Annotated in this window: 24 protein-coding genes; 18 read left to right on the plus strand and 6 right to left on the minus strand. The window is 44.0% G+C overall.

Annotated elements, in window-relative coordinates; all coding sequences use genetic code 11:
* Positions 1-7 precede the first annotated feature (7 nt).
* The 5 genes from E5329_RS02505 to E5329_RS02520 all read left to right on the plus strand — a co-directional run bounded on the left by E5329_RS02505 (position 8) and on the right by E5329_RS02520 (position 3,391).
* Positions 8-1,618 carry an O-antigen ligase family protein gene (locus E5329_RS02505; protein WP_135988005.1) on the plus strand — a complete coding sequence of 537 codons (1,611 nt, stop codon included), beginning with the start codon at positions 8-10 and terminating at the stop codon, positions 1,616-1,618.
* 66 nt (positions 1,619-1,684) lie between these two features.
* Positions 1,685-1,822, plus strand: coding sequence for an AAA family ATPase (locus tag E5329_RS02510; protein WP_275442933.1), 138 nt, complete (start codon positions 1,685-1,687; stop codon positions 1,820-1,822).
* 161 nt (positions 1,823-1,983) lie between these two features.
* Positions 1,984-2,115, plus strand: a complete 132-nt coding sequence (locus E5329_RS30365) for a hypothetical protein (RefSeq protein ID WP_275442935.1) — start codon at positions 1,984-1,986, stop codon at positions 2,113-2,115.
* A 59-nt stretch (positions 2,116-2,174) separates the two neighbouring features.
* Positions 2,175-2,954: a threonine/serine exporter family protein gene (locus E5329_RS02515; RefSeq protein ID WP_135988006.1), complete on the plus strand. Its 780-nt coding sequence runs from the start codon at positions 2,175-2,177 to the stop codon at positions 2,952-2,954.
* Entirely contained in the window at positions 2,951-3,391 is a 441-nt protein-coding gene (locus tag E5329_RS02520; protein ID WP_135988007.1) for a threonine/serine exporter family protein, read from the plus strand. Before E5329_RS02515 ends, E5329_RS02520 begins: the two co-directional genes overlap by 4 nt.
* 165 nt (positions 3,392-3,556) lie before the next feature.
* On the opposite strand, the gene E5329_RS02525 is transcribed toward E5329_RS02520, so the two are convergent.
* Complete coding sequence (locus E5329_RS02525) at positions 3,557-4,867, minus strand: alpha-amylase family glycosyl hydrolase (RefSeq protein WP_135988008.1); 1,311 nt, start codon at positions 4,865-4,867, stop codon at positions 3,557-3,559.
* Positions 4,868-5,143: 276 nt separating this feature from the next.
* Here E5329_RS02525 and E5329_RS02530 point away from each other — a divergent pair, with 276 nt between their 5' ends.
* Entirely contained in the window at positions 5,144-6,835 is a 1,692-nt protein-coding gene (locus E5329_RS02530; RefSeq protein WP_135988009.1) for an AAA family ATPase, read from the plus strand.
* Positions 6,832-7,866, plus strand: a complete 1,035-nt coding sequence (locus E5329_RS02535; protein ID WP_135988010.1) for a hypothetical protein — start codon at positions 6,832-6,834, stop codon at positions 7,864-7,866. Before E5329_RS02530 ends, E5329_RS02535 begins: the two co-directional genes overlap by 4 nt.
* 87 nt (positions 7,867-7,953) lie before the next feature.
* Here E5329_RS02535 and proC read toward each other — a convergent pair whose 3' ends face one another.
* Positions 7,954-8,772 carry a pyrroline-5-carboxylate reductase gene (gene proC, locus E5329_RS02540; protein WP_135988011.1) on the minus strand — a complete coding sequence of 273 codons (819 nt, stop codon included), beginning with the start codon at positions 8,770-8,772 and terminating at the stop codon, positions 7,954-7,956.
* A gap of 156 nt (positions 8,773-8,928) precedes the next feature.
* Here proC and E5329_RS02545 point away from each other — a divergent pair, with 156 nt between their 5' ends.
* From E5329_RS02545 to E5329_RS02555, 3 genes are all read left to right on the plus strand, one after another.
* Entirely contained in the window at positions 8,929-9,954 is a 1,026-nt protein-coding gene (locus E5329_RS02545; RefSeq protein WP_135988012.1) for a threonine aldolase family protein, read from the plus strand.
* A gap of 74 nt (positions 9,955-10,028) precedes the next feature.
* Positions 10,029-10,367, plus strand: a complete 339-nt coding sequence (locus E5329_RS02550; RefSeq protein WP_135988013.1) for a hypothetical protein — start codon at positions 10,029-10,031, stop codon at positions 10,365-10,367.
* Positions 10,336-11,433: a HigA family addiction module antitoxin gene (locus E5329_RS02555; RefSeq protein WP_135988014.1), complete on the plus strand. Its 1,098-nt coding sequence runs from the start codon at positions 10,336-10,338 to the stop codon at positions 11,431-11,433. The genes E5329_RS02550 and E5329_RS02555 overlap by 32 nt, the downstream gene beginning before the upstream one ends.
* Before the next feature lie 198 nt (positions 11,434-11,631).
* Here E5329_RS02555 and E5329_RS02560 read toward each other — a convergent pair whose 3' ends face one another.
* Together E5329_RS02560 and E5329_RS02565 are read right to left on the minus strand one after the other, a co-directional pair.
* The gene (locus E5329_RS02560; RefSeq protein WP_135988015.1) at positions 11,632-12,426 is read right to left on the minus strand and encodes an enoyl-CoA hydratase-related protein; all 795 of its coding nucleotides are present in this window, start codon (positions 12,424-12,426) and stop codon (positions 11,632-11,634) included.
* A 164-nt stretch (positions 12,427-12,590) separates the two neighbouring features.
* The gene (locus E5329_RS02565) at positions 12,591-13,463 is read right to left on the minus strand and encodes an AraC family transcriptional regulator (protein WP_135988016.1); all 873 of its coding nucleotides are present in this window, start codon (positions 13,461-13,463) and stop codon (positions 12,591-12,593) included.
* A gap of 207 nt (positions 13,464-13,670) precedes the next feature.
* Here E5329_RS02565 and E5329_RS02570 point away from each other — a divergent pair, with 207 nt between their 5' ends.
* The 3 genes from E5329_RS02570 (at position 13,671) to sfsA (ending at position 19,367) form a co-directional block, all read left to right on the plus strand.
* Positions 13,671-15,926 (plus strand): glycogen/starch/alpha-glucan phosphorylase, encoded by a 2,256-nt coding sequence (locus E5329_RS02570; RefSeq protein ID WP_408634637.1) that lies wholly within the window; start codon positions 13,671-13,673, stop codon positions 15,924-15,926.
* Between the two features lie 209 nt (positions 15,927-16,135).
* Positions 16,136-18,631, plus strand: a complete 2,496-nt coding sequence (locus E5329_RS02575; protein ID WP_168356491.1) for a hybrid sensor histidine kinase/response regulator — start codon at positions 16,136-16,138, stop codon at positions 18,629-18,631.
* Between the two features lies 1 nt (position 18,632).
* Positions 18,633-19,367 carry a DNA/RNA nuclease SfsA gene (gene sfsA, locus E5329_RS02580; RefSeq protein ID WP_135988019.1) on the plus strand — a complete coding sequence of 245 codons (735 nt, stop codon included), beginning with the start codon at positions 18,633-18,635 and terminating at the stop codon, positions 19,365-19,367.
* A 173-nt stretch (positions 19,368-19,540) separates the two neighbouring features.
* Here the strand turns inward: sfsA and E5329_RS02585 are convergent, their stop codons facing one another.
* A complete protein-coding gene (locus E5329_RS02585; RefSeq protein WP_135988020.1) occupies positions 19,541-20,815 on the minus strand; it encodes an HlyC/CorC family transporter in 1,275 nt (424 codons plus the stop codon).
* A gap of 162 nt (positions 20,816-20,977) precedes the next feature.
* Here E5329_RS02585 and E5329_RS02590 point away from each other — a divergent pair, with 162 nt between their 5' ends.
* The gene (locus tag E5329_RS02590; RefSeq protein WP_135988021.1) at positions 20,978-21,385 is read left to right on the plus strand and encodes a TIGR04086 family membrane protein; all 408 of its coding nucleotides are present in this window, start codon (positions 20,978-20,980) and stop codon (positions 21,383-21,385) included.
* Positions 21,386-21,924: 539 nt separating this feature from the next.
* Positions 21,925-23,034 (plus strand): nucleoside hydrolase, encoded by a 1,110-nt coding sequence (locus tag E5329_RS02595; RefSeq protein ID WP_135988022.1) that lies wholly within the window; start codon positions 21,925-21,927, stop codon positions 23,032-23,034.
* A gap of 32 nt (positions 23,035-23,066) precedes the next feature.
* Here E5329_RS02595 and tnpA read toward each other — a convergent pair whose 3' ends face one another.
* A complete protein-coding gene (tnpA, locus tag E5329_RS02600; protein ID WP_135988023.1) occupies positions 23,067-23,468 on the minus strand; it encodes an IS200/IS605 family transposase in 402 nt (133 codons plus the stop codon).
* Between the two features lie 339 nt (positions 23,469-23,807).
* Here tnpA and E5329_RS32500 point away from each other — a divergent pair, with 339 nt between their 5' ends.
* From E5329_RS32500 to E5329_RS02615, 3 genes are all read left to right on the plus strand, one after another.
* Positions 23,808-23,969: a carbon starvation CstA family protein gene (locus E5329_RS32500; RefSeq protein WP_408634638.1), complete on the plus strand. Its 162-nt coding sequence runs from the start codon at positions 23,808-23,810 to the stop codon at positions 23,967-23,969.
* A 321-nt stretch (positions 23,970-24,290) separates the two neighbouring features.
* Positions 24,291-24,995 carry a response regulator transcription factor gene (locus tag E5329_RS02610; protein ID WP_135988024.1) on the plus strand — a complete coding sequence of 235 codons (705 nt, stop codon included), beginning with the start codon at positions 24,291-24,293 and terminating at the stop codon, positions 24,993-24,995.
* Positions 24,970-26,202, plus strand: a complete 1,233-nt coding sequence (locus tag E5329_RS02615) for a sensor histidine kinase (protein WP_135988025.1) — start codon at positions 24,970-24,972, stop codon at positions 26,200-26,202. Before E5329_RS02610 ends, E5329_RS02615 begins: the two co-directional genes overlap by 26 nt.
* Positions 26,203-26,316: the final 114 nt, after the last annotated feature.

Below are 26,316 nucleotides of genomic sequence, written 5' to 3' on the forward strand. Positions count from 1 at the left end.
AATATGAATGAAATCCATAAGTAAAATGACAGGAACCATAGCAGCCCTCTTCGTCATCCTTATGCTGGGATTTTTCCCCTTGTTTTTCCAGGACGGCTATTTCAATATTGCAGAAGCCAAGCTGATGTTTTTCTATTTCTGCGGTGCCGGCTTAACGGTACTGACCCTGGTACTTGCCGGAACCGGATACATGCAGGAGCGAAAGACCAGAAAAGCGGGACAGAAAGGGGCAGGAGTTGTAAAGGGGAATCTGAAAGAAATGCTGAAGCAAATACCGTTAGACTCCTGGTTTGCCATTGGCTTGGCATTGTCAGTTGTCATTGCAACGGTGTGTTCGGTGAATCCGTCAGAATCCTTTTATGGGATAGACGGAAGGCATTTAGGAGCAATTATGTTTGCGCTCTGTATTGCGGCATATGTGATTTTAGGAAAATATTTGCAGCCGGGGATTTGGATGGCATGGATTTTCCTGGCGTCCGGCGGATTGGTAAGCCTGATTTTGATTCTGCAGTTCTGGGGCATAAATGTATTTCATCTGTGGGATGATATGCTGTCGAGCCAGATTGGAATGTTTGCAAGCACTATCGGGAATGTAAATGCATGCGGAACCTATTTTTGTATGATTCTTCCGGTGGGAATGGTATTGTATTATCTGTCAGACGGATTGCTTTCCAGAGTGCTCTATGGCATATTTTTGACATTGGGATTCTATGGAGCTTATGCAACCAACACGGAGGGCTGGATTCTGGGCCTTGGCGTGTCCTTTCTGGTGATGCTGTGGTTTTCCCTGAAAAACCATGATTATGCCAAACGGTTTCTGGAAATGTGCCTGATGTTTTGGGGCGCAAGCCTGATTCTGAAACTGACGCTGATTGCAGGCGCCGAGAAAACAGACGCTTTTATGAAGCAGCGATTTCTGTGGCTGACGTTGCAGAATTTTATGGTAAGCAGGCCTGTGCTGCTGGCAGAAGGAATAGCACTGATTCTTTTACTGATTCTGGTGATAACGGCAGAAAAGAAAAACTGGGAAATCCCTTATGGGAAGCTACGAAAAGTATTTTTTATTATGATAGCAGTATTGTTTGGATTTGCTGCTGCGGCAGTTCTGGCTGTCAATCTGTCTGGCGAAAAACAGTGGGAGGGAATGTTTCAATGGATGAATCGGCTGAAGCTGCAGGATAATTTCGGAAGCGGCCGCGGCGTGATTTGGAAGCAGACCTGGATTGCCTGGAAGAAGCTGCCAGTGGGAAGGAAATTTTTTGGATATGGATTGAATTGTTTTCACCTGTTCCTGTATGAGTATCAGGGAGCGGAGTTGGCAAGCTATGGAGGCCGTATTGTAGATCCTCACAATGAACTGCTGCAGTTTTTGTCTATTACGGGAATTTTTGGGACAGTCAGCTATTTCGGACTCTTAATCAGCAGTGCGGTGACCGCTGGAAAACAGTCCCGCCATTATCCGGTAATGATGATGGGAACAGTAATGATTTTGAGTTATATGGCGCAGAGTATGGTAAATAATCCCACTGCTTTTCTGATGCCGACGCTTTTCCTGTATCTGGGAATATTGAAGAGCCTGCAGAGGCATTATAAAGAAAAGGCGGCGGAAGGCAAATAAGAGTATGGGCATTTTCATGTATAAAAATATTTCGGTCAATGCTTCTCTATGAGAGGGGAAAAACAAGTGGGTGGACTGGAAAAGAAAATGCTTCCCATTGGAATTGAAAATTTTGAGGAAATCCGTACGGAAAATTATTATTATGTAGATAAGACTTCTATGATTCGGGATTTTCTCTTAAGGCGCGGTAAAGTAAATCTTTGACGGTTTGGATAATGTGGATAAACTTCGGTTCAGGCAGACCCTTTTGTCTCAGAATTACTGGGCTAATACCAGGGGAAATGATGCGATAAGAAGGCTTTTGAAGAAAGCATCTTTCAGGACAAGAGCTGAAATTGAGCGGTTAATAGCTGGTGAAAAAGGAAGTGAAAGAAGAATTGACGTATCGGGAATTGTATGATAATGTGGAAAATATGTGGAGCCTTCTTTTTGCTGCCGGATATTTGACACAGCGGGGAGAACAGACAGATAATTTGCGCGTACTTGCAACAATATGATAAACTTTATTTTCAGATAGAAATGAAAAACGAAACTTCTCTGAAAGGATATAAGAAACATGCCGGAAAGTAAAGTAACATTGAATCTTGCCATATCCGTAGGCGAGGCATTATTAAAAAACGGTGGTGAAATTTACCGTGTACAGGAAACGGTAAGCCGTATCCTGGAGGCTTATGGGATAGAAGACTACCATGTATTTGTCATTACCAACGGAATCTTTGCCACCGTCTATGAGCAGCGGGAGGATGCCGGAAGCATGGTGCGCTATGTGCCCATTGGGGAAGTAAATTTAAAACGGGTGGCGGAAATTAATCAGCTGTCCCGGGAAATATGCGAAAAAAAGTGCAGCATCCCGGAAGCCTTTGAGCGATTAGAACAATGCCGAAATTCATCCAGTGCCGGAAATCTGGCGCTGGTTTTTGCCTGCGGCGTCGGAAGCGCAGGATTTTGCTATCTGCTGGGTGGACGTCCCTATGACAGTATGGTATCTTTTTTTCTGGGAGTGTTTCTGGAGATTTTTCTGATTCTTGCAGCGAAATATCACGCCTCCCGGTTTATTATGAATATTCTGGGAAGCGCCCTGGTGACGGCTGGAAGTTTGACCTTGTTTGTGGCCGGGGCAGGAATATTGTCTGATAAGGTGATTATTGGAGGGATTATTCCATTGGTGCCAGGAGTGGCGCTGACCACTGCTATTCGGGATTTATTTAACGGAGATTACCTGTCGGGAAGCATCCGTCTGATTGATGCGTTGCTGACGGGGATGTGTATTGCCATCGGCGTAGGCGGGGTAATTAAAATATTTCAGATGCTGGGAGGAGGTGCATTCTTGCTATGATAGATCAGATTGTGGTATCGATGGCCGCTACTATTGCTTTTGCGGTGCTATTTCATGTGCCAAGATCGGAATATCTGCTGTGCGGAATCAATGGAGCCATCGGCTGGATGGTGTATCTGCTTTGTGCCTCAATGGGCACAGGGGTTGTGATTGCCTCCATTTGGGCTGCGCTGGTGCTTACGCTGATTGCAAGGATTCTGTCAGCTATTCGGAAGATGCCCAGCACGGTGTTTTTGATTACGGGAATTTTTACGCTGGTGCCGGGGTCTGGAATCTATTATACCTCCTATTATCTGATTATGAATGATTTGGAGCAGTGTGCGGCAAAAGGGATGGAAACCTTTAAGATTGCAGGGGCCATTGTGCTGGGGATTATTTTTGGCCTGATGCTTCCTCAGAGCTGGTTTAACCAGTTGGGGAAGATCTGGAAGAAATAATGGTTACCAATTAGCATGAAGCATACACACTGATATTGAATAAGATACCCCTGGGCTGTCAGGTAATGAACTTGATACACAATACATGGTTTTGACATCGAAAGAATCACAACCATGTATTGTGGGAAATCTGTCATTTTCCGACAGCCCTTAAGCATTTACAGATTATTTCTCACATTTCCAGAAATATGCACTGTAAGGCGGCAATTCGCTTCCGCCGCCAAAATCATGAGTTTTTCCGGTAATCAAATCTTCTGCCATTCCGCATCCTGCGTCGAAATGGGCAGTATAGGGTTCGCTGTCTGCGTTGATGGCAACCAGCACCCGCTCACTGTCCGTTTTCCGTTCAAAGATGCACTGCTTATTGGTCAGAACCACAGAACGGAAATCGCCGTAATTCAAGGCATTAGAATTCTTTTTCGCAGCAGTCAGGCTTGCAATCCAATCGGTCAGCTCATTCCATTTTGGTGCATCAAAGCTGGGGCGGAGACTGGGATCGCCGTTTTTCTTATCTCCTTTTTCTCCCCATTCACTTCCATAGTATACACAGGGAATGCCTGGCATACCGAAAGCCAGCGCATAAATCAGCGGAAGATGGGAAGAGTTGCCTAAAATAGTGGCAATTCTGGAAACATCATGGTTGTCCACAAAGCTTAAGAGATGCTTTCCTTTGTATAATGTCCAGTTTTCCGGTCCGAACTGACGCAGCAGGGAATGGTTGATCTCAAACATATTCATGGAATTAAAGCTGGAGTGAAGTCCTTTGTAGCATTCGTAATTGGTGGAGGAATGCAGCATAGCGTCGTTGACAAGCTGGTTATAATCTCCGTGAAGCATTTCTCCCACCAGGAAGAAATCTTCCTTCAGGCTGTCGCAGTGGCTGCGCAGTCTCCGAACAAAGTCATGATCCAGGCAATATGCAACATCCAGACGAAGCCCGTCAATGTTCCATTCTTTGACCCAGAGATCAATGCTTTCCAGAAGATACTGGATGACTTCTTCGTTTCTGAGGTTTAATTTTACCAGATCATAATTGCCTTCCCAGCCTTCATACCACAATCCGTCATTGTAGTTGGAATTGCCGTTGAAATCAATGTGGAACCAGTCACGGTATTTGGAATTTTCACGGTTTTGCACCACATCCTGAAATGCAAAAAATCCCCGGCCGGCATGGTTAAACACACCGTCTAACACCACCCGAATACCGGCTTCATGGAGCGCGTCGCACACTTCCTTAAAATCCTCGTTGGTACCCAGACGCACGTCAATCTTACGGTAATCTCTGGCATTGTAGCCATGGGTGTCTGATTCAAACAGCGGTGAGAAATAGATGGCGTTCACCCCTAATTTTTCCAGATGGGGAATCCAGTCCTTCACCTTTTGAATCCGGTTAGCGCTGACGCCGTCATTTTCAAAGGGAGCGCCGCAGAATCCCAGGGGATAAATTTGATAAAACACACTTTCATAAGCCCACATAATATAAGCTCCTTTCTATCATACTGCCGTCATGCGAAATCCCTTTTGGGCCGCATGGTTTCCGGCGACATATCTCGTAACGATTTAGAAATTTCCAAGTGAAACAAGATAATTTTATTATAAAGAGAAATTCGTTGGATGACAATGGGAAAACTTACAAAATTTTACTGGAAGCCAATAAAAGTTCTTTTTGAACTGTTTCTAAGAAGAAAAAATTGTATTTCAAAAGATATTACAGTATAATATGCATGAAGATCATGGAAGGGAGGCGCGGCCGTGGCAAGAAAAGCAGGCATTGGACATCAGAATTTTGAGACAATAAGGATGAGGGATATTTTTTATGTTGATAAAACAGATTTTATACGGGAATGGTGGGAGGCAGAAGATCCAGTGACGTTAATTGCGCGTCCCAGAAGGTTTGGCAAAACCTTGAATATGAGCATGACAGAACAGTTTTTTTCTGTAGAATATGCAGGCAGAGCAGATTTGTTTGAAGGCCTTTCTATATGGGAGAGCAGGAAATTCCGTGAATTGCAGGGAACGTTTCCGGTTATTTTTTTAAGCTTTGCTGATGTAAAAGAAACTGATTTTGAGCAAATGAAAAAAAAATTGTGCAGAATTATAAAGGGGATCTATAATCAGTATGATTTCCTTTTGGAAGATCATGTATTAAATGAGAATGAGAAAAGGGATTTTCAGAATATATCCGTAAATATGGAAAATAATGAAATTTCTTATTCTTTGAAAGCGCTGACAAACTACTTGTTCCGCTATTATGGGAAGAAAGTGATTATTCTTTTGGATGAATACGATACCCCTATGCAAGAAGCCTATGTAGGCGGTTATTGGGACGAAATGGTGGAATTAATCAGAGGCTTGCTGAATTCTACTTTTAAAACAAATCCATATCTGGAACGGGCGATTATGACGGGGATTACCAGAGTCAGTAAGGAATCTGTTTTTTCAGATTTAAATAATCTGAAGGTAGTGACAACTACATCAAAAGAGTATGCAGACAGTTTTGGATTTACGGAGAAGGAAGTGTTTGCGGCACTGGAAGAATTCGGCTTGTCTGAGCAGAAACAGAAGGTGAAAAAGTGGTATGATGGCTTTACCTTCGGAGAAAAAACGGATATTTACAATCCCTGGTCTATTATTAATTATCTGGACAATCGCCAGGTAGGCGCTTATTGGGCAAATACCAGTTCCAACAGCCTGATTGGGAAATTGATTCAGGAAGGAAGCAGGAATGTAAAACAGGATTTTGAGGAGTTAATGCAGGGCAATATTCTGAAAGTGGAAATGGACGAACAGATTGTTTATCATCAGCTAAAGGTGAAAAAGAATTCTTTATGGAGCCTTTTGCTTGCCAGCGGATATTTAAAGGCAGCAGGGATAGAATTGGATGAGTCTGCAGGACGCTGGTATTATAGTCTGATGCTGACGAATAAGGAAGTGCAGATTATGTTTGAGCAGATGATCCGTAATTGGTTTGGAGAATATGAAGAAGAATATAATGATTTTGTGAAAGCATTGCTGAAAGATGATTTAAAGGCGATGAATTACTACATGAATAAGGTGGCTCTGGCAACTTTCAGCTATTTTGATACAGGAAAGAATCCTTCGGGAGAAGAGCCAGAACGCTTTTATCATGGATTTGTACTGGGATTGATGGTGGAATTGAATGAAAGATACGTGCTTACCTCGAATCGGGAAAGTGGATTTGGCAGATATGATGTGATGCTGGAGCCGAAAAAAAGCGGGGATTATGGGATCATACTGGAATTTAAAGTGCAAAATAGCGAAGAAAAAAGCCTTTCCGATGCAGTGGAGGAAGCATTGCGGCAGATTGAACGGCAAAATTATGAAGCATCGTTGACAGCGCGGGGAATTCCCAAAGAAAATATACGGAAATACGGTTTTGCATTTTGCGGTAAAAAAGTATTGATAGGAGGAAGACAGACATGACAATAGGGGATATTCGTTCCTGCATGCACAATTTTGAGGAAGCTGTGTATCTGGGAACGGAATTGGAAATTGCAGGAGAGAGGACGCTGCTGGCGGGAATTTTCAGAGAAGAAGACAGGCTGATGGTCTGTCTGTTTGCAGAGGATGAGGATGTGACCGAGCTGCAGGAGGAACGTGTGAAAATGGAAAAGAAACGCCGCCGGGGAACCCTTACCCGGCGGGAGGAAAAACTGACGGAGTTGAAAGAGGGAGGAGACAGCCTGCTGCAGATCATTCGGGGAATTCGGGTCCATGGAGCGGAATATGAATTCCGTTCCGGAAGCGGAGGAAGAATGGAAGAATATAACCTGGAAGGACGGGGGCTTGTGTATCAGCTGGTGCATCATGGAGTTTCGTTTGGTTTTCTGGAGGAGCGGCCCTTGTCGATGGTGCAGTATCTGATCATGGAACTGGAAGGAGAATATGACAGGATACCTTTTGAGGAAGAGGATTTGAAAGCTTTGGAATTTATGACAGTGCCGCGGCATTATCATGTTCCGGTAAAACAGAAAATAAAAGCGTCCGTGGGAGCGCAAAGTGGAAAAATGAGGAAATTTTACTGTGAAAAGCTGCAGAAAGAAATCCCATATTACATCAATTATATAGAACTTGCAGATACCTTTTCTGAAATGCAGGAAAGATATGATACAATGAGGGAGGAACAGCCTTCCGGGGAGCCGGGTTTTTCACAGAGAGATTATGAGCTGCTTATGAACTATCTTAAGGAAATCTGCCCGCCGGGCATGCGGAATCTGCAGATAGAGTATGAATGTGAGGAAGCTTCTCTGGAATTTTACACGAAAAAACAGCTGCAGGAAAAAGTGAAAATCAATCCGGGAACAGGGGCGACCGCTTTCTTTCTGGCAGGCAAATCCACCAGAAAGGAAGGGATGCATGGAAAAAGAATGAAAGTTTGTTTCATTCAGCATCCGGTGGAAGAAGATATTGCTGAAATTGAGTTAGAGCTGCTGAGCGCATTTGTGCAGGAGTGAATGTATACTCGCATACTTATTGCCAAATGATTTGCGTTTCGTCTTGAAAGGGTGGGAATCTGTCGGCAAATCATTTGGCTTACGGGTTTATTTGGAATTCTCTTTTCCCATCTCTCTGGATTTTTCCACGCAGGCCCGCTGCGCTTTGATAACGGCGCTGCGCATTCCCTGCTCCTCTAACACAGCAACAGCGGCAATGGTGGTGCCGCCGGGAGAGCAGACAGCGTCTTTTAATGCGCCGGGATGGGTATTGGTTTCCAGAACCATTTTGGCGGAACCAAGGACAGCCTGAGCGGCGAATTTGTAAGCCTGGGCGCGGGGCATTCCATCTGCTACGGCAGCGTCTGCCATGGCTTCAATAAACATGTAGACATAGGCAGGAGAAGAACCGGAGACTCCTACGACGGCGTCCATCATGGTTTCGGAGATCACTTCGCAGGCCCCAAAGCTTTCAAATATGGAAACAACCTCCGCCAGTTCTTCTTCGCATACATTTTGATTGGGGCTTAAGGCGCTCATAGCCGCTCCTACCAGGGCAGGCGTGTTGGGCATTGCGCGCACCAGCCGGATTTCCCTGCCGAATCGGCCTTCAATGGCAGCAATGGATTGTCCGGCGGCAATGGATACCAGAAGGGTATCGCTGCGGATACTGTCTTTGATTTCTGTGATAACATCCGGGAAAAGATGGGGCTTTACGGCCAGAAATAAAATATCTGCTGTTTCTGCCGTTTTCCGGTTGTCCTCTGTGATGCGAACGCCAAAGCGTTCCTGCAGCAAACGGCGCGCCTCTTCCAGTTTGTCGCTGGCAATGATCCCTTCCTTTGGGGCAAGGCCGGACTGGAGGATTCCTCCGATGATGGCGCTGGCCATATTGCCGCCGCCGATGAATCCGATTATTTTATTCATAATCTGTACCTCCCTGATTTAAAATAATTGCAATCTGACCTCTATGATAACAGCAGAGACAGAATTGCGCAAGGGCATAGAGGGTGCGGATTCTACTTTTATCGGGGAGTTTTCCTGAAAACAGCAGAATAATATTTACCAAAAAGGAGAAAAACAATGATATCTTTTGAAAATGATTATACCACAGGGGCGCATCCCCAAATACTGCAGCGGTTGTCGGAGACGAATTTGGAGCCGGTAACTGGATATGGCATGGACCCCTATTGTGAAAGTGCCCGGGAGAAAATTCGCAAAGCCTGCGGCTGCCCTGAGGCGGAAGTGTTTTTTCTGGCAGGCGGCACCCAGACCAATGCAGTTGTGATTTCTTCCATGCTAAATGGATATGAAGGGGTAGTTGCTGCCGAAACAGGACATATCAATGTACATGAAGCCGGAGCCATTGAGCATACCGGCCATAAGGTTCTTGCGCTGCCGGAACATGAAGGAAAAATAGATCCGGGGGAGCTGGAAGAATTTTTACAGAAATTTTATCAGGATGAATCCTATGAACATATGGCGTTTCCGGGAATGGCGTATGTGTCCCATCCAACGGAGTATGGAACTCTTTACCGGAAGAAGGAATTGGAAGCTATTGGTGAAATCTGCAGGAAATATCAGATGCCGCTGTTTTTGGACGGTGCACGGCTGGGCTATGGACTGATGAGTGAAGAGAGTGATATGAGCCTGAAAGATATTGCCGAAATCTGTGATGTATTTTACATCGGAGGAACCAAGGTGGGAGCGTTGTGCGGGGAAGCAGTGGTATTTCCGGGGAATCGTGGGCCAAAGCATTTTCTTACCATGATAAAGCAGAATGGCGCCCTGTTGGCGAAGGGAAGGCTGCTGGGGATACAGTTTGATACGTTGTTTACCGATGATTTATACCTGGATCTGGGCCGTCATGGAATCGAGATGGCAGAGCGGCTGAAGAAGGTTTTAAAGGAGAAGGGCTGCTCTTTTTATCAGGAATCTCCCACCAATCAGCAGTTTGTGATTTTGAAAAACAGCCAGGCAGAAGAATTGAAAAAGCATGTGAGCTTCAGCGTCTGGGAAAAACTAGATCAGGATCGTACGGTAATAAGGCTTGTTACAAGCTGGTCGACCAGGCCGGAGGATATCGAAAGGCTTGGGGAGCTGCTGTAAATGGATGTTGACAATATGAATATAATATGACATAATAAATTAACTAAAAGGTTAATTTTAGTGAGGGGCTTTGAGTGAAAATAACGTATGCAAATGAGAAAGTAAAAAAATACTTTCAGGATTATAACAAGATGCAAAGAAAAATACCTTTTGAATGGGTAAGAACGATTAAGAAGCATATGGTGCGGTTAGAGGCAGCAGAGTGTTTTGGTGATTTTTTGAAATTGGGTTTAGGAAAACCTGAACAGTTAAAAGGTTATAAGCAGATTCGTTATTCGTTGCATGTGGCACCGCATGTAAGATTGATTGTTGAACCAAACGCAACACAGGATACCATTATGATTTGCAGTGAAATAGAAGTAGAAGGGGTGAGTGATTATCATGGCAGTTCGGAAAACTGGTATATCCCATAATTTATTGATTCATCCGGGAGAAACACTTGCTGAGGTTTTGGAAGACAGGGAAATTACCCAGGCAGAACTGGCAGCAAGAACGGGTGTTTCTACAGCTTATGTGAATAATATAATAAAAGGAAAAAAGGGTATTTCTGCAAAGTTTGCCATGGGATTGGAATATGCTTTGAACGTTCCGAAGTCTTTTTGGATGAATCTGCAGTCGAATTATGATTCAGAATTATTAGAATTGAATGAAGGACAGACAATTATAGAGGAAGAACGGGTTGCAAGGGATGATCTGGCGGAGGTTGTTAAGTATTTGCGTCAGAAAGGGGGAATCCCAATGCGGGAAAAAAAAGATGAGTCAATTTTATCATTGCGGAAAGCTTTGCAGATTAGTAATATTGCCAATTTGAAGAATATGCTTCCAGCCGGGGCTTTTCGTATGCCGTCAGATAAGTCAGTAAATCCTTATGTTCTTGGAGCTTGGATTCGTTTATGCCAGATTATGGGAGACAGCAGGGTTAATGCCTGTTTTGATATAAGTCAGACGGGAAAACTAATTGGAGAAATGAAACAGATCATGTTACGACATAATGCAGACTTTCAAAATGAATTGAAGGAAACAATGAAAAACTATGGAATAGATTTTATCATTATGAAAAATTTTCGAGGTGCGCCTGTGCAAGGATATATTTCTCAAAAAAGTGATAAGACATTTCAGATGGTTTTGACGATCAGAGGAGCCTTTGCCGATATCTTTTGGTTTTCATTGTTTCATGAATTGGGGCACATCATAAATGGAGATATTGGAAAAATATCAAAATTTGTAGATGATGGGACTGACGGGGAAAAGGAACTTGCAGCAGATTGTTTTGCAAGAGATGCACTGTTGGAACCGGAAAGTTACCGGAATTTTACTGAGAAGGAGGATTTTTCAATTGAAGCGATTGAACGTTATGCATCTTCGCAGAATGTAATGCCATATATTGTGATTGGCAGGCTTCAAAAAGAAAAATATCTGGATTATCGCAGCTTCAGCAGCTATAAATTAAGGTATAAATGGGCAAAACCAATTGCATAACCAGATAGGCGCCTATGTGTAAAGAAACTGTCAGAACATGAAATTTATATACAATATATCATTGTGTATAAATTTCATGTTCTGACAGTTCTTTTTATACCCGTGAGCGAAATGATTTGTCAACAAGTTATCACTATTTCAAAACGAGCCGCAAATGATTTGGCAAATAAGTATGCTCTTGAGCATACATTGTAAAATTTAGAAATCTGTCAAATCAGCCGCTCTTCTCTCAAGGAAAGCAGTCATGCCTTCTGTCTTGTCATGGGTAGAGCAGGTAATGCCGAACAGGTTAGCTTCCATTTCAACAGCATTCTTAATATCCATGTCATATCCGTTGTTGATGGCAGCCTTTGCGATAGAAACAGCGTAGCTTCCTTTAGAAATGATCTTGGAAGCCATTTTCTTAGCGGTATCCATCAATTCTTCCTTTGCAACCACTTTGTTAACCAGGCCGATTCTGTATGCTTCTGCTGCGTCGATGTTGTCGCAGGTGAAGATCAGTTCTTTGGCGCGTCCCATGCCTACCAGACGGGCAAGTCTCTGTGTTCCTCCGAAGCCTGGAATGATACCAAGGCCTGTTTCCGGCTGAGCGAAAGTAGCGTTATCCGCAGCAATACGAATGTCGCAAGCCATAGCGATTTCGCATCCGCCGCCCAGAGCAAATCCGTTCACAGCAGCGATGGTAACCTGACGCATGTTCATCAGCTTGAAGAACGGCTCAGCAGCTCTCATGCCGAAGGCGCGTGCTTCTGCAGCAGAGAAATTCACCATTTCAGCGATATCAGCGCCGGCAACGAAAGATTTGTATGGGTTGTCCTTCTTGTCCGGACCGCCGGTTAAGATCACAACTTTAACATCATCTCTTGCTTCGATTTCCGTTAATGCAGTATTAAGTTCGTCCAATGTCTCACTGTTTAAGGCGTTCAGTGCGCCCGGTCTGCTGATGGTTAAAACTGCAATCTGATCTGCTACGTCTAACTTTAAATTGTTCATGTGTGGAACCCTCCTGAAAATATGTAATATAATGGTTTCTTTGTACTTTAAATATATTACTTTGACAAAAACTTGTCAATAAGGAAAGCGAATTCCTTGCAGGAAAAATTGTAGGAACTGCTGCTTGCTCCGTCCATCTAAGGTTTTAGCTGCACCTTGGAAAATTAATTCCCTGCACGGAAAGTAAAAGGAGTGCAGCCGTATTTTTTCTTAAACCTCCGGTTGAAGTAAGAAAGGTTGTCAAATCCAGTTTCTCCGGCAATTGCCGCAATGGAATCGGAGGAGGACAAAAGCAGCCTTGCCGCCATGGTCAGCCGGTATTCGTTCAGATAATCCGTAAAGGAAACTCCCATATTGTTTTTGAAAAATTTCATAAAATGAGAGTTGCTGAATCCGCAGATTCCGGCAGCGTCCGAAATGGAAATTTTCTCGTTGTAATTGATTTCCACGTATTTCAGAATTTCTTTCAGCCGATCCAGGGATTTGTGATTATGGCGGGGCGGAGGGACATTCCCGGGAGAAATCAGCGTATAGAAGAAAGAAAACAATTGTCCCTTGACGGCAAGCTGATAGCCGTTGGGAAAAGTTTTGCAGATTTCATCCATGGCGCCCAAACAGGAGGAAAGAGCAGGATACAGGGGAGAATCCGGGGGAAAATAGTTGGGAAACAGAACTTGTCCCTGGATCAGAGGCAGAAGGAATTTCTCGGTGCAGTCATCGTTTTGGGCGCAGGTCAGCATGGAGAGCTGGAAAATAATATTTTCGTATTCCATGGAATAATGCTCCAGCTGTTCGATGGAATGAAGCTGTCCCGGAGGAACGATGACAATATCCCCGCCGCTGACGAATAAGGGCATAAGATCCACAGTAATTTTGCCTCTGCCCTTTTTAATATAGATAATTTCCATGTCATTATGCCAGTGCAGGGGCACAATGGAGAAATCCAGAGGAATGCTGCAAAGATAAATGTTAAAGGGAAAATTGCCGTGTCCGTGAGATTTGATTTCCTGTGTGTTTTCATATTCTAAAATGTTCATAGCCATGTCCTTTTCGCTGATTTGATAGTATTGTACTATATTTTGCCATCATACTGCAAGAAAAACTGAAACAAAGAGGATATACTATACTCATAGAAAACAAGGAAACATATGGAAGATTCCGAATAAGAGGCAGGAAATTGGGAAAGATTAGGATAAACGGCTTCCAAATATAATAGGATGAAAGCAGGAGGAATAGAAATGAGTATCAATGTGAGAGAATTACTGGAACAGAAATGCTGTAACAATATTGCAGCCTGCACCAATGAACAGATTTACTATGGGCTTTTGGGAATAGTAAAGGATTTGGCCAAAGAAAAAGAAAGTAATGAAGGAAAGAAGAAAATTTACTATATTTCAGCAGAATTTTTGATTGGAAAACTGCTTTCCAACAATCTGATTAATCTGGGAATCTATGATGAAGTGGCAAAGATGCTGGAACAATACGGCAAGGATATTAACCTGATTGAGCAGGTAGAGCCGGAACCATCCCTTGGAAACGGCGGTCTGGGACGTCTGGCTGCATGTTTTTTGGATTCCATGGCGACGCTTGGCATGAACGGAGACGGCATCGGTTTAAATTATCATTTCGGGCTGTTTTTGCAGACCTTTGAAAACCGTCTGCAGAAGGAAAATAAGAATCCCTGGCTGCAGGCAGAGAGCTGGCTAACCAGAACGGATGTTGTGTACCCCATCCAATTCGGCGGATTTACCGTCTGGTCCAGAATGTATGACCTGGATGTCACAGGATTTGAGAACAGAACCAACAAGCTGCACTTATTTGATATTGAAACTGTTGACGAGGGACTGGTAGGCGACGGAATTAATTTTAACAAAGGGGATATTATGAAGAACCTGACCTTGTTCTTATATCCCGACGATTCCGACGACGCAGGACGGCTGTTGCGTGTGTATCAGCAGTATTTCATGGTAAGCAATGCGGCAAGGCTGATTCTGTCAGAGTGTGAGGCAAAGGGCTGTAAGCTGTATGACCTGCCGGATTACGCTGCCATTCAGATTAACGACACCCATCCCAGCATGGTGATTCCGGAGCTGATCCGTCTGCTGATGGAACGGGGAATCCGCATGAGCGACGCTATTGACATAGTGTCCAAAACATGCGCATACACCAACCATACGATTCTGGCAGAAGCGCTGGAAAAATGGCCCATGGATTATCTCAATCAGGTGGTTCCCCAGTTAATGCCCATTATCCGTGAACTGGATACCATTGTGAAGGAGAAATACGAGGATAAATCCGTAGCGATTATTGACGATGCGAACCGTGTACATATGGCGCATATGGACATTCACTACGGTTACAGCGTCAATGGCGTGGCATACCTGCATACAGAGATCTTAAAGAAAAACGAGCTGAATAATTTCTATAAGATTTATCCCGAGAAGTTCAATAATAAGACCAACGGAATTACCTTCCGCCGCTGGCTGATGCATTGCAACAAAGGATTGAGCCATTATTTGGATGAAATCATCGGCACCGGTTGGCATAAAAATGCAGATGAGCTGGAGAAGCTTCTGGCGTTTGCAGACGACAGGGCAGTATTGGATAAATTATTAGAGATTAAGCATGAGAATAAAAAGAATCTGGCTGCGTACCTGAAAGAGTATCAGGGGCTGGAAATTGACGAAAATTCCATCTTCGATATTCAGATCAAACGTCTTCATGAGTACAAACGGCAGCAGATGAACGCGTTGTATGTGATTCACAAATATCTGGAAATTAAAAAAGGCAAAAAGCCTGCCACGCCCATTACCGTTATTTTCGGCGCAAAGGCAGCGCCGGCTTATGTGATAGCAAAAGACATTATTCATTTGATTTTGTGTCTTCAGGAACTGGTGAACAATGATCCTGAGGTAAGTCCTTACCTGAAGGTCGTTATGGTGGAGAATTACAACGTCACCAATGCAGAAAAGCTGATTCCAGCCTGCGATATTTCCGAACAGATTTCTCTGGCGTCCAAGGAAGCTTCCGGAACCGGAAATATGAAGTTTATGCTGAACGGCGCTGTGACGCTTGGAACCATGGACGGAGCAAATGTGGAAATTGCAGATCTGGTTGGGAAAGACAATATTTATATTTTCGGCGAAAGCTCTGATACGGTAATTGAGCATTATGAAAAAGCAGACTATGTTTCACGGAAATATTATGAGGAAAATGAGGATATTAAGGAAGCCGTGGACTTTATTGTCAGCGAGGAGTTAATGAAGGTGGGGCACAGAGAGCATCTGGAGCGGCTCTATCATGAACTGCTGAACAAAGACTGGTTTATGACGCTGTTAGACTATGAAGATTACGCGGCAAAGAAGGAAGAAATGTACAAAGATTACGAAGACAGAACGGCTTGGGCAAAGAAGATGCTTGTGAATACCGCAAAAGCAGGATTCTTCTCCTCTGACCGTACCATTGCGGAATATGATAAGGATATCTGGAAATTAAGCTGAGCAGGCAGATTTTAGAAGACATCCCCTGAATCTGAGAATGATTCGGGGGATTTTTAGGTGGAAAAAATGGCAGGAATATGGTATTATTTGTGAAGATATACCTGTGAGCCAAATGATTTGCCGGAAGGTTCTCGTTATTTTAAGAAGAATATCCAATGATTTGGCCAGTGAGCATGCTCTTGAGTAAAAAGAAAGCAGAGGAGACAATTATGAGAATTCATATAAAAGGGCGCAGGATAGAATATTCTGCATATCATCTTGTACAGATTATATGCGTTCTGCTGGCTCTGTTTGATATCACAGTGACCTGCCTTTCCACCTATGACATTATGGAAGAAAGCGCCAGGAATCAGCTTGAACTGACAGAAAGCAAGATTGCGGAATATATGAGCAATGTCTGGAATCTTGCAGGTTCTATTGCAGATAATGAAGAAATACGGAATCCTCAGATACCGTTGGATCAAGCGGTAGAGAAACTGATTCCCTTTGCTAAGCGGTATGAATTATATTCCATTGGAATTGCAGACGCCGATGGAGATTTTTCTGCTACGGATCATGTGGAAATCACTAATATCAGCAAAAATCCTCAATTTCAGGAGGCAAAGGCAGCAAAAAAAGATATGCTTACCGACGTCTATATGGCAGACGCCCAGGGAAATCCGAAAGTGTTTACTGTCTGGAGGCCTGTTTTTGCAGGCCAGAGCCTGGAATGGAGCGGGGCTGTGGAAATTACAGTTGTTGCGGATCATATACAGGAAATCATAGAAGGGGAGTCGATAGAAGAAAGATATTATTTCTGTATCTATGACAGCGGACTGAATGCTTCTGCCCATGCTGAGACAGAGGCCAGAGGCAGGAGTTTTGAAGAGAATTTTGTATTAAACAGCTGGGTCAGCAAAGAGCAGGCTCAAATCCGGACAGCGTTAGAGCAGCGGGAGCCGGTGGCTTATTGGAAAATATATAAAGGCAGGATTCAATACTGTAAATTTATCCCTGTTGAGAATACAGACTGGAACCTGGCTATCCGTGTGAACGTGCTGAAATGTTATCGGGCGCCGGTATTGGCATTATTTAGCAAGATTTTGTTATATATCGGAGCCGTTGTTCTCTTCTGGTGGAAAGGCAGCCAGGAAAGCAGGAAGCATCAGTCTGTCTTCAGCTGGATGACAGATACAGTGGATGAAATTTTTATTCTGCAGAATGCAGTTACCGGAGAACTGGAATATATCAGCAATAATGCAGAACGAATTATGGGATATTCCCCGGAGGAAATCAGAAAACAGCAGGGTCAGATCAACGGCTGGCTGTCGGATAATCATATCAATATAGAAGAATTGCTCCATAGCCGTGATTACCAGTTTCAGAGGGAGCTCGAGAATCCCAGGACAGGGGAGAGACGGGAATTTGACATACATATTTACGCCAGGAACGGAGACACAGGAGATTTTCGGATTGTGGTAATTACAGACAAGACACGGGAACTGCGTCAGAAAGAAGCATTGGAGACTTCACTGCTTCAGGTAAAGAATGCGAGTAAGGCTAAGAGCAGGTTTTTGTCGAATATGAGCCACGATATCCGTACGCCTATGAACGCTATTGTGGGAATGACTACCATTGCCAAGATGAATCTGGATAATCCAAAACGGCTGCAGGACTGCATTCATAAGATAGAATTGTCTTCCATGCATTTAAAGAGCCTGATCAATGATGTATTGGACTTGTCTAAGATTGAGAGCGGCAGGGTGATGCTGAATGAGGAAATGTTCAATCTGACTGCTGCGCTGCATGAGGTGGAAGCAGTGATACAGGTGCAGGCGTCTGCTAAAAAGCAGGATTTTGCAGTGAATGTTTCGGATATTACACATGAAATGGTAGTTTCTGATAAGCTGCGCATTCAGCAGGTCTTGACTAATGTGCTGGGCAATGCCGTTAAATTCACGCCGGAGGGCGGTCAGATTAAGCTTTCTGTGGAAGAGAAGGAAAGTCAGAACGGGGAAGTGAGATTCTATGAGTTCTACTGTATGGACAATGGAATTGGCATGTCCAAAGAGACGCAGGAGAAGGTTTTTGTTCCTTTTGAGCGGGGAGAGGAGAATCAGTCAGACAGAATTGAAGGCACAGGACTGGGAATGGCAATTACGAAAAATATTGTGGATATGATGAATGGAACCATTGATATTATCAGCAGTTCCGGCGCAGGCAGCACGTTTATCCTACGGATTCCTATGCAGAATGAAATGGCAGTGGAAGAGCCGGAAGCTGAGGGGGTATCCGAAACAGCGGGGCCGGTTTGCTTCCGGGAAGGGCAGGTTCGGATTCTTTTGGTGGAGGATAACGAACTGAACATGGAAATTGCAAAAGAGCTGCTTGGAATTACCGGAGCGGAAATTGAAATTGCTTGGGACGGCAAAGAGGGATTGGAAAAGTTCGCAGAGCATCCGGCGGATTATTATGATATCATCTTAAGCGATGTGCAGATGCCAGAAATGAACGGCCATGAGATGACGAAGGCAATCCGGGCCATGAACCGAGAGGACGCCAGGACAATTCCCATTGTGGCTCTGACGGCAAATGCATTTTCCAGTGATGTGATAAAAGCACGGCAGGCCGGCATGACGGCTCATATTGCAAAGCCTATTGATTTGAAGGATTTGTTCGGCATACTGCGGAAATGGGTTTCCAGGGAGAAACAGGAAGAGGCATGAGATGAAATACGCACAAATCGTACAGGGGCGTTTTTTGGAGCGTCCCAACCGTTTTATTGCAATGGCAGAAATTAATGGGCAGATTGAGAAATGTCATGTGAAAAATACCGGAAGATGCCGGGAACTTCTGATACCAGGGGCGGCTGTATGGCTGGAAAAAAGCGCCAATCCCAATCGGAAAACCGCTTATGATTTAGTGGCTGTCAGCAAGCAGGGACAGATCATTAATATGGATTCCCAGGCGCCCAACCAGGCGGTGAGAGAATGGCTGGAGCAGGGAATGCTTTCCGAAGAAAACAGCGTTCCAGAACCGTCGGGGACAGGACGCCCTTTTTCTGAAATCCGCCATGTCAAGCCGGAATTCAGGTACGGAGATTCCAGAATAGATTTCTATGCAGAAGCAGGAAGAGACAGGATGCACAGGATATTGATAGAGGTAAAGGGAGTAACTTTAGAAGAGGAGGGAATTGCCAGATTTCCGGATGCGCCTACCGAGCGGGGAATCAAACATATGCTGGAGTTGGAGAGGTCAGTGAAAGAAGGCTATGAAGCATGGATTCTGTTTGTCATTCAGATGAAGGGAATCCAGTGGTTGGAACCCAATGACCGAACCCATCCCCAGTTTGGGGAAACACTGCGCCGGGTGAAAAGAGCGGGAGTGGGAATTCTGGCTTATGACTGTCTGGTGACAACGAATGAGATCAGGCTGGATCAGCCAGTTGAAATAAAATTATAGCAGGCGGTACAGGCCGGAATCGTAAAAGGGCTGTGGGAAAATGACTGATTTGCCCAATATATCGTATGCAGCTTTTAAGATGCGCCATATATTAGGCCTGAATTTCATTTTCCAACAGTCCTTTTATTCTTTCATGAGCCGAATGAGCCTAAACGGTTTATTTGCAGAGAATTCTATTTCTCGTCTTCTTCAGATGGTTCTGGAAGCCGTATAAAAATCTTGTGAATCCGGTTTTTTTCCATCTCTTCCACACGGAAATAGATATTTTCCGGTGTGGTAATGGATTCTCCCGCCGCAGGCAGGTGATCCAAAAGCCCGATGAGATAGCCGCCAATGGAATCATAGTCTTCGGAAACCAGATCCAGATCCAGCCTGTCATGCAGAACATTGAGATTCGTAGAACCCTGTACCATGTATTCCAGTTCACCGATTTCCTGAATCGGATCTTCTTCATCCATGTCATATTCGTCACGAATTTCCCCTACAATTTCTTCTAATAGATCTTCTAATGTGATTAAACCGGCAGTTGCGCCGTATTCATCCAGCACAATTGCAATATTGATGGATGATTTCCGCATTTCCAGAAGAAGATCCGCAGTATTCTTGTGTTCATAGGTATAGTAAGGCTTGCGAAGGATATTGCGGATGGAAAACTGGTCTTTGTCTTCATACAACAGTAAATCCTTCATATTGATAATGCCTATCACATTGTCTGTGGAATCTTCATATACCGGAAGGCGGGTGAACTTATCCTCCCGGAAAATTTCCAGCAGCTCATAATAGGTGCTGTTGATGTCAGCAAAAGTCATATCGATGCGGGGAACCATGATTTCTCTGGCCTGTGCGTCGCCAAAATCAAATACATTGTTAATCATTTCCCGTTCCTCTGTTTCAATGACTCCTTCTTCATGACTCACATCCACAATGGTTCGCAGCTCATCTTCTGTCATGGCGTTCTGAGCGCCGGAAGCGTCCACACGCAGCAGAATCAGAAAGCCGAGAGCCAGTTTATTGATAATATAAATAGCGGGAGTAAGCAGTTTCATAAGCCAGCCGATCACTCCTGCATAGGCCAGTGAGATCTTGTCTGCATGAATGGTGGCGAAAGTTTTCGGTGAGATTTCACCAAAAATAAGCACCAGCAAGGTTAAAATACCGGTTGCAATTCCAGCTCCTGCATTTCCGAAAATCTTTGTTGCCAGGGTTGTGGCAAGAGAGGCTGAGGACAAGTTCACGATATTATTTCCAATCAGGATGGCGCTGAGCATTTTGCCGGAGTCGTCGGTAATCTCCAGAGCTTTTTTTGCCCGTTTGCTGCCCTCCTCCGCCATGCTTCTTAAGCGGATTTTGTTAGAAGTTGTCAAAGCAGTCTCTGCGGAAGAAAAAAATGCAGATAGCATGAGTAAAAAAATAATAATAATTAATTGTATGACGTCACCTGAGTCCAAGTACATCTCTCCTTTCCATTCATTAATATAACGGAAACAGGAAGAATTTGCAAGAAGTTCCCATAAGTTTAGGGAAATTTTAGAAAAAACAGTTGTAATAGTTCTGGGAAAAGCAGAATAAAATGACAGTGAAAGGGACATCCGCAGGAGGGAGGAAAAGGAATGGAAAAGAAATTGCGGAAAGCTCCCGGCAAAGGCCAGGGAGAAAGCAAACCGGCAGTATCGCTGTTATCGGTATTGAAAATTTTACTTGCCATGTATATGGTAACGGGAATTATGCTGCTGATTTTATCTGCTATGCTGTACAGGATGCAGCTCAGTGAAAGCGTTGTTTCGGTAGGAATTGTGCTGATTTATGTCATATCGGGGCTGTTGGGCGGTTTTTTATGCGGTAAGGTGATGAAACGAAAGCGTTTTATCTGGGGAATGGTGATGGGAGCATCCTATTTCCTGATTCTTGCGTTGGGATCTGTGGTATTTCAGAAAGGAATTAATATGGAAATCTCCCGATTTGTCACCACTCTGGTTCTGTGTACGGCATCCGGAATGATTGGCGGGATGGCAAGCTGAGGTATCGTCTGTCTGATGGCGGCATCCGGAATGATTGGCGGGATACAGAAGGAAAAGAGAAAGAATCGGAGCAATTCTTACGGAAATAGAAAAAAGCAGATGGAATGCAGCCCTGAGAGAGGGGCTGTATTTTATTAACTCAAACTTCCTACTGGAGTATAAGCCTTAAACTACCGATAAATCATGGATTTTTAACAACTTTTTTGGTTTTGTGTTTGTGAGGAACCGTAACAAACGCAGCCAGTATATTGTGCTGTTATCCACGTACAGGATATAGAGCTCGGCACTGCCCTTAAGCAGTTATTGGAAATACTGGTCAACGGGGTTAAAAATCGTGCTGTCACTATATCAAAAGAAGTAAAAAGTCAATTGATCAACTGGTTTGTATCTCAACCCACATTTATACAGGCATTATGCCCTGATTTGGAGTGGGAAGTTTGAGTTAATTACTAATTTTGTAGTTTATAGAAATTATGGTGGATTATTTTTTATATTCCTGTTATAATATACAAATCATAATGAAAGGAATGTAAGTTAAAATGAAGATGGTATTGAATCGTTCGGTTAGCGTGATTCTTTCTGCCGTTATGCTGCTTGTGAGTGCCCTTTCCTTGAACGGCTGCGGCGTCAAGGATAATTCGCAGACAATGGAAACGGCTACAACAATTGCAGAAACCACTCAAGCGCTTGACGAACCGCAGCAAAAGCGAAAAATCATTATTGATACAGACACCGCGGGTGACGATGCCTCCGCATTGATTATCGCGGCAAAGGCTAAAAACATTGATATTCTTGGCGTGACGGTTTCCGCAGGAAACGTCAGTCTCGATCAGGCAGTCAAAAACGCGTTGATGACGCTGGAAATGGCGGGCAGCGACGCCCCTGTTTATGCAGGTGCTTCTACTACATATACCGGCAAGGAACGTGAAACCTTCAGCGTTTACGGCAAGGATGGTATGGGGGATCAAGACTTGATTCATCCCACGCGCAAAGCTGAGGATAAGGGTGCTGTTGATTTTATCGTTGAAGCGGTAAAGGCGAATCCCGACGAGGTGGAAATTGTCGCTCTCGGTCCCGTCACCAATCTTGCGCTCGCCTTTGACAAAGATCCCGAAACGATGAAGCGCGTCAAGAAATACTGGTCGATGGGAACCGCGGGCTTTGGATCTGGCAACGCAACGCCTGTTGCGGAGTTCAATGTTTATCATGACGCCGAGGCGTACAAGGTGCTGGTTGATTCGGGTGTGGCGATTACGGCAATCGGCTTCGATATGCTTCCTGAAGAAACTAGTTTTTCCAAGGAAGAGCTTGACGAGCTGGAGAAAAAAGGCGGACTGTCGGAATTCTTCGCCAAAGCCTTCAGCGGACTGATAGAATTTAACACAGAAACAAGAGGCTTACCGATTGCCGATGATGCCGACGGAGTCGCTATGGCTTGCGTACTGTGGGACGATTATCTTAAAAAGACCCAACCCTGCCACGCAAGCGTTATGACGGACGACAATGAAGCGTACGGGCAGGTAATTCTGTACAAGGAAGGTTATGGCTACGATTCTCAGGTAACCTTTGATAATTACAACTTCTATGTTGCTACCGAAACAGACAGTAAGATATTTAAAGAAAAGCTTATTGCTCTTTTAGATGAGTGATAGTTTATGAAAAGAGGATAAGTATGATTTCACTAATCAACCCCCACTTCAAGTGGGGGTTTGAAAAATGCCCCCAAGGGCTCTGTTACATTTCCTACTGTTGCCACATAATACCCTCTTGCCCAAAATGCTTTATTCCACTTACTTTGTCGCCCTGGATGCCTGTCATATATCATGAGCGTACTCTTCCCTTTCAGATATCCCATAAAACTTGAAATACTTATCTTGGGTGGAATGCTCACGCACATACGTACATGAACGGCACACACTGCACCTTCTATATTTTCTACACCTTTGTATTTGCATAAGGCGCTTAATATCTCCCGTACATCGTATTTCAACTGACCAAATAATTTCTTATTTCGATATTTTGGTATGAATACGATATGGTACTGGCATGTCCATTTCGTGTGTGATAAACTTTTACTGTCCACTTGGACCGACTCCTATTCTTGAGATTGGCTTGCGACACATTTCTCATTTTAACATAGGAGGCTTTATTATAATCTCCTCTTCGTCACAACTTACCCTATTCTCCCCAGCATAGCTGGGGGATTAGCGATTTCATTTATTTCTTTTGCAGTGCTGATTGTCGGCTATCTTGTTTATGGCAAGGTAACGGAAAAATCTTTGCGCATAACGACAGACAGACGCCCGCGATTGTGATTAACGACGGCGTTGACTGCGTGCCGATGAAATGATGGAAAGCGTTTTTGGTGCAGCTTTTGAATATTGCTGGAACAGGGCCGATATTTGGCGCTTTGATGAGTGCGATGTTCGGATCTGTTCTGTTCTTGTGGATTGTGTCTGGCTTAATATTATGCGGCACTGTGCATGACTATATGAGCGGTATGATAAGCTTATGCCATGAGGGCGCGTCGATTGCAGAATTGAAAGACTTCAAATGCGGTCTTTTTTTAAAACTAGACGCTTGACCTTTTTGCCGGCGGCAGTCTTTTCAGATTCCACACTGACCAAGCAGACTGCTGATCCCAGTTCTTTTATGGCAGAAATAAAATTTGAATTAATCTCACTTTCGAGATTTTCTTTTTCAGAAATCTTTTGTTGTCAATAATGCAATTAATTTGAGGAAAATCGTTTGTTTTCAAGAGTTTGGCACATAAATCGTTATGGGAAGTTTGAGTTATTAATTTTTTTTTTAAGAAATTTATTGAGTTTTATTTCTGAAATCATTATTATAATGTCTGTATGTGAAAGTGATGACAGGTTCTTAACAATTACAAGGAGAAAAAGACATGGAACAGCAGACCATATTAGTGGTGGACGACAACAAAGAAATTGTGTTTTCTCTGGGAAAACTCTTAGAATATGAAGGATATCGGATATTGAAAGCTTATGACGGGCTGGAGGCATTGGAAATACTGAGGGAGAATCCGGTGGATTTAATCCTGCTGGATGTGATGATGCCCAGGCTGAACGGATTGTCAGCGTTGATGAAGATACGGGAAACAAATAAGATTCCGGTGATTATCCTGTCTGCAAAGACAGAGGAAAGCGACAAGGTTTCCGGCCTTGTGATGGGGGCGGATGATTACATTGCCAAACCCTACAATCCGGCAGAGCTGACAGCCAGGGTGGCGGCCCAGCTCAGGCGCTACCATACCTGGGGAGGAAGCGCGCCCAAAGTTCAGGACGACCTGATTGTCAACGGCAGCCTGGTGCTGGACAAAAAAAGTAAGAAAGCCATTGTAGACGGCGCAGAGGTAAAGCTGACGGCTACAGAATATAAGATTCTGGAGCTTTTAATGGAGCATCCGGGTCAGGTGTTTTCCGCAGAAAAGATTTACGAAAAAGTCTGGAAAGAGGCGGCCAGCTACACAGTGGAAAATACGGTGATGGTGCATATCCGCCATATTCGGGAAAAGCTGGAAATTGATACGAAGAATCCAAAATATGTAAAGGTGGTGTGGGGCATTGGCTATAAAATGGAAAAGTATTAAAGGGATCAAAACAGCAGGGCAATGGCTGAAAAAGATTTTGAGAAGAAACGAAATCTGGCTGGTTCTGGGAATCACAGGCAGTTTTCTAGGGTTTGTCATGTTGTCGGATATCCTATCCTACCGCTACATGCCCACCAGATATAATATTCAGGAAGGTTTCTTTATGAATCTTTGTTTTGCTGTAAGCTTTGCAGGCTTTTTGAAACTTATTCTGATTTATGAAGATCGGAATTGGGACATCCAGTCAAAAAGTTTTTTCCAGGAATGGGAACGGAAACAGCGGAAGTGGCAGTTGATTTTAGGTGCAATTGCAGGCGCAGCGCTGATAGCGGCTATTATTAATTTCAGTTTCAGGTTAGAGGATACCTGGATGTACGGCAATCTAAGCGGAGCCTATATTCCCCTGGGAACCGTGGGGGTTCAGTGGATTGTCTGCAATCTTACTCTGGATTCTCATATGAAAGTCCAGTTAAGGCGTCATATGGAGAATCTGGAACAGATTAATCAGAGAAGTTTGGAGGCGGCCCTGCGCAGCGAACAGATGAAAGTAGATTTGATTTCTAATGTGTCCCATGATTTGAAAACCCCACTCACTTCCATGGTAGGCTACCTGGAACTGATGAAAAAAGAGGAACTGAGCGACGTATTGTCTGACTATATTGACGTGCTTACCCGCAAAGCTCAGAAATTAAAAGAGATGATAGACAGTCTTTTCGATTTGGCGAAAACCAGCAGCGGAAATGTGGAGCTGAACATGGAATCTTTGGAGCTGAACCGCCTGATTGAACAGGTGAAGGCGGACATGGAAGACCGGATTGCAGAAAGCGGCAGGGAATTTGTAGTGCTCCTTACGGAAGAACCGACAGATTTTACGGCAGACAGCAGCTATACGTACCGGATTTGCCAGAACCTTCTGGAAAATGCACTGAAATATTCCCAGGAGCATACCAGAATTTTCCTGAAAACCATGGTAACAGAGGAAGGGTCAAAAGTACGGTTTGAGATTACCAACACGGCAGGATATCCCATGGAATTTACCAAAGAACAGATTGTGGAGCGGTTTGCCAGAGGCGATGAATCCAGAACCACCGAAGGCAACGGACTGGGGCTCGCCATTGTAAGCACCTATACGGCCGCATTGGGCGGACAGTTCGACGTCTCCATAGACTGTGACCAATTCCGGGCAACTGTGGAATTTTTGAAATAATGCTTTTCTTTTAAGCAAAATTGTGATATACTCCTGTTTTTAACAGTTATATGGACAACAAATCGCTGTAACCCCAGTATTTATACGGGCTACAGCGATTTGAACTTTAGAAAT

The sequence above is a fragment of the Petralouisia muris genome (genome assembly GCF_004793545.1).
Classification (GTDB): domain Bacteria; phylum Bacillota; class Clostridia; order Lachnospirales; family Lachnospiraceae; genus Petralouisia; species Petralouisia muris.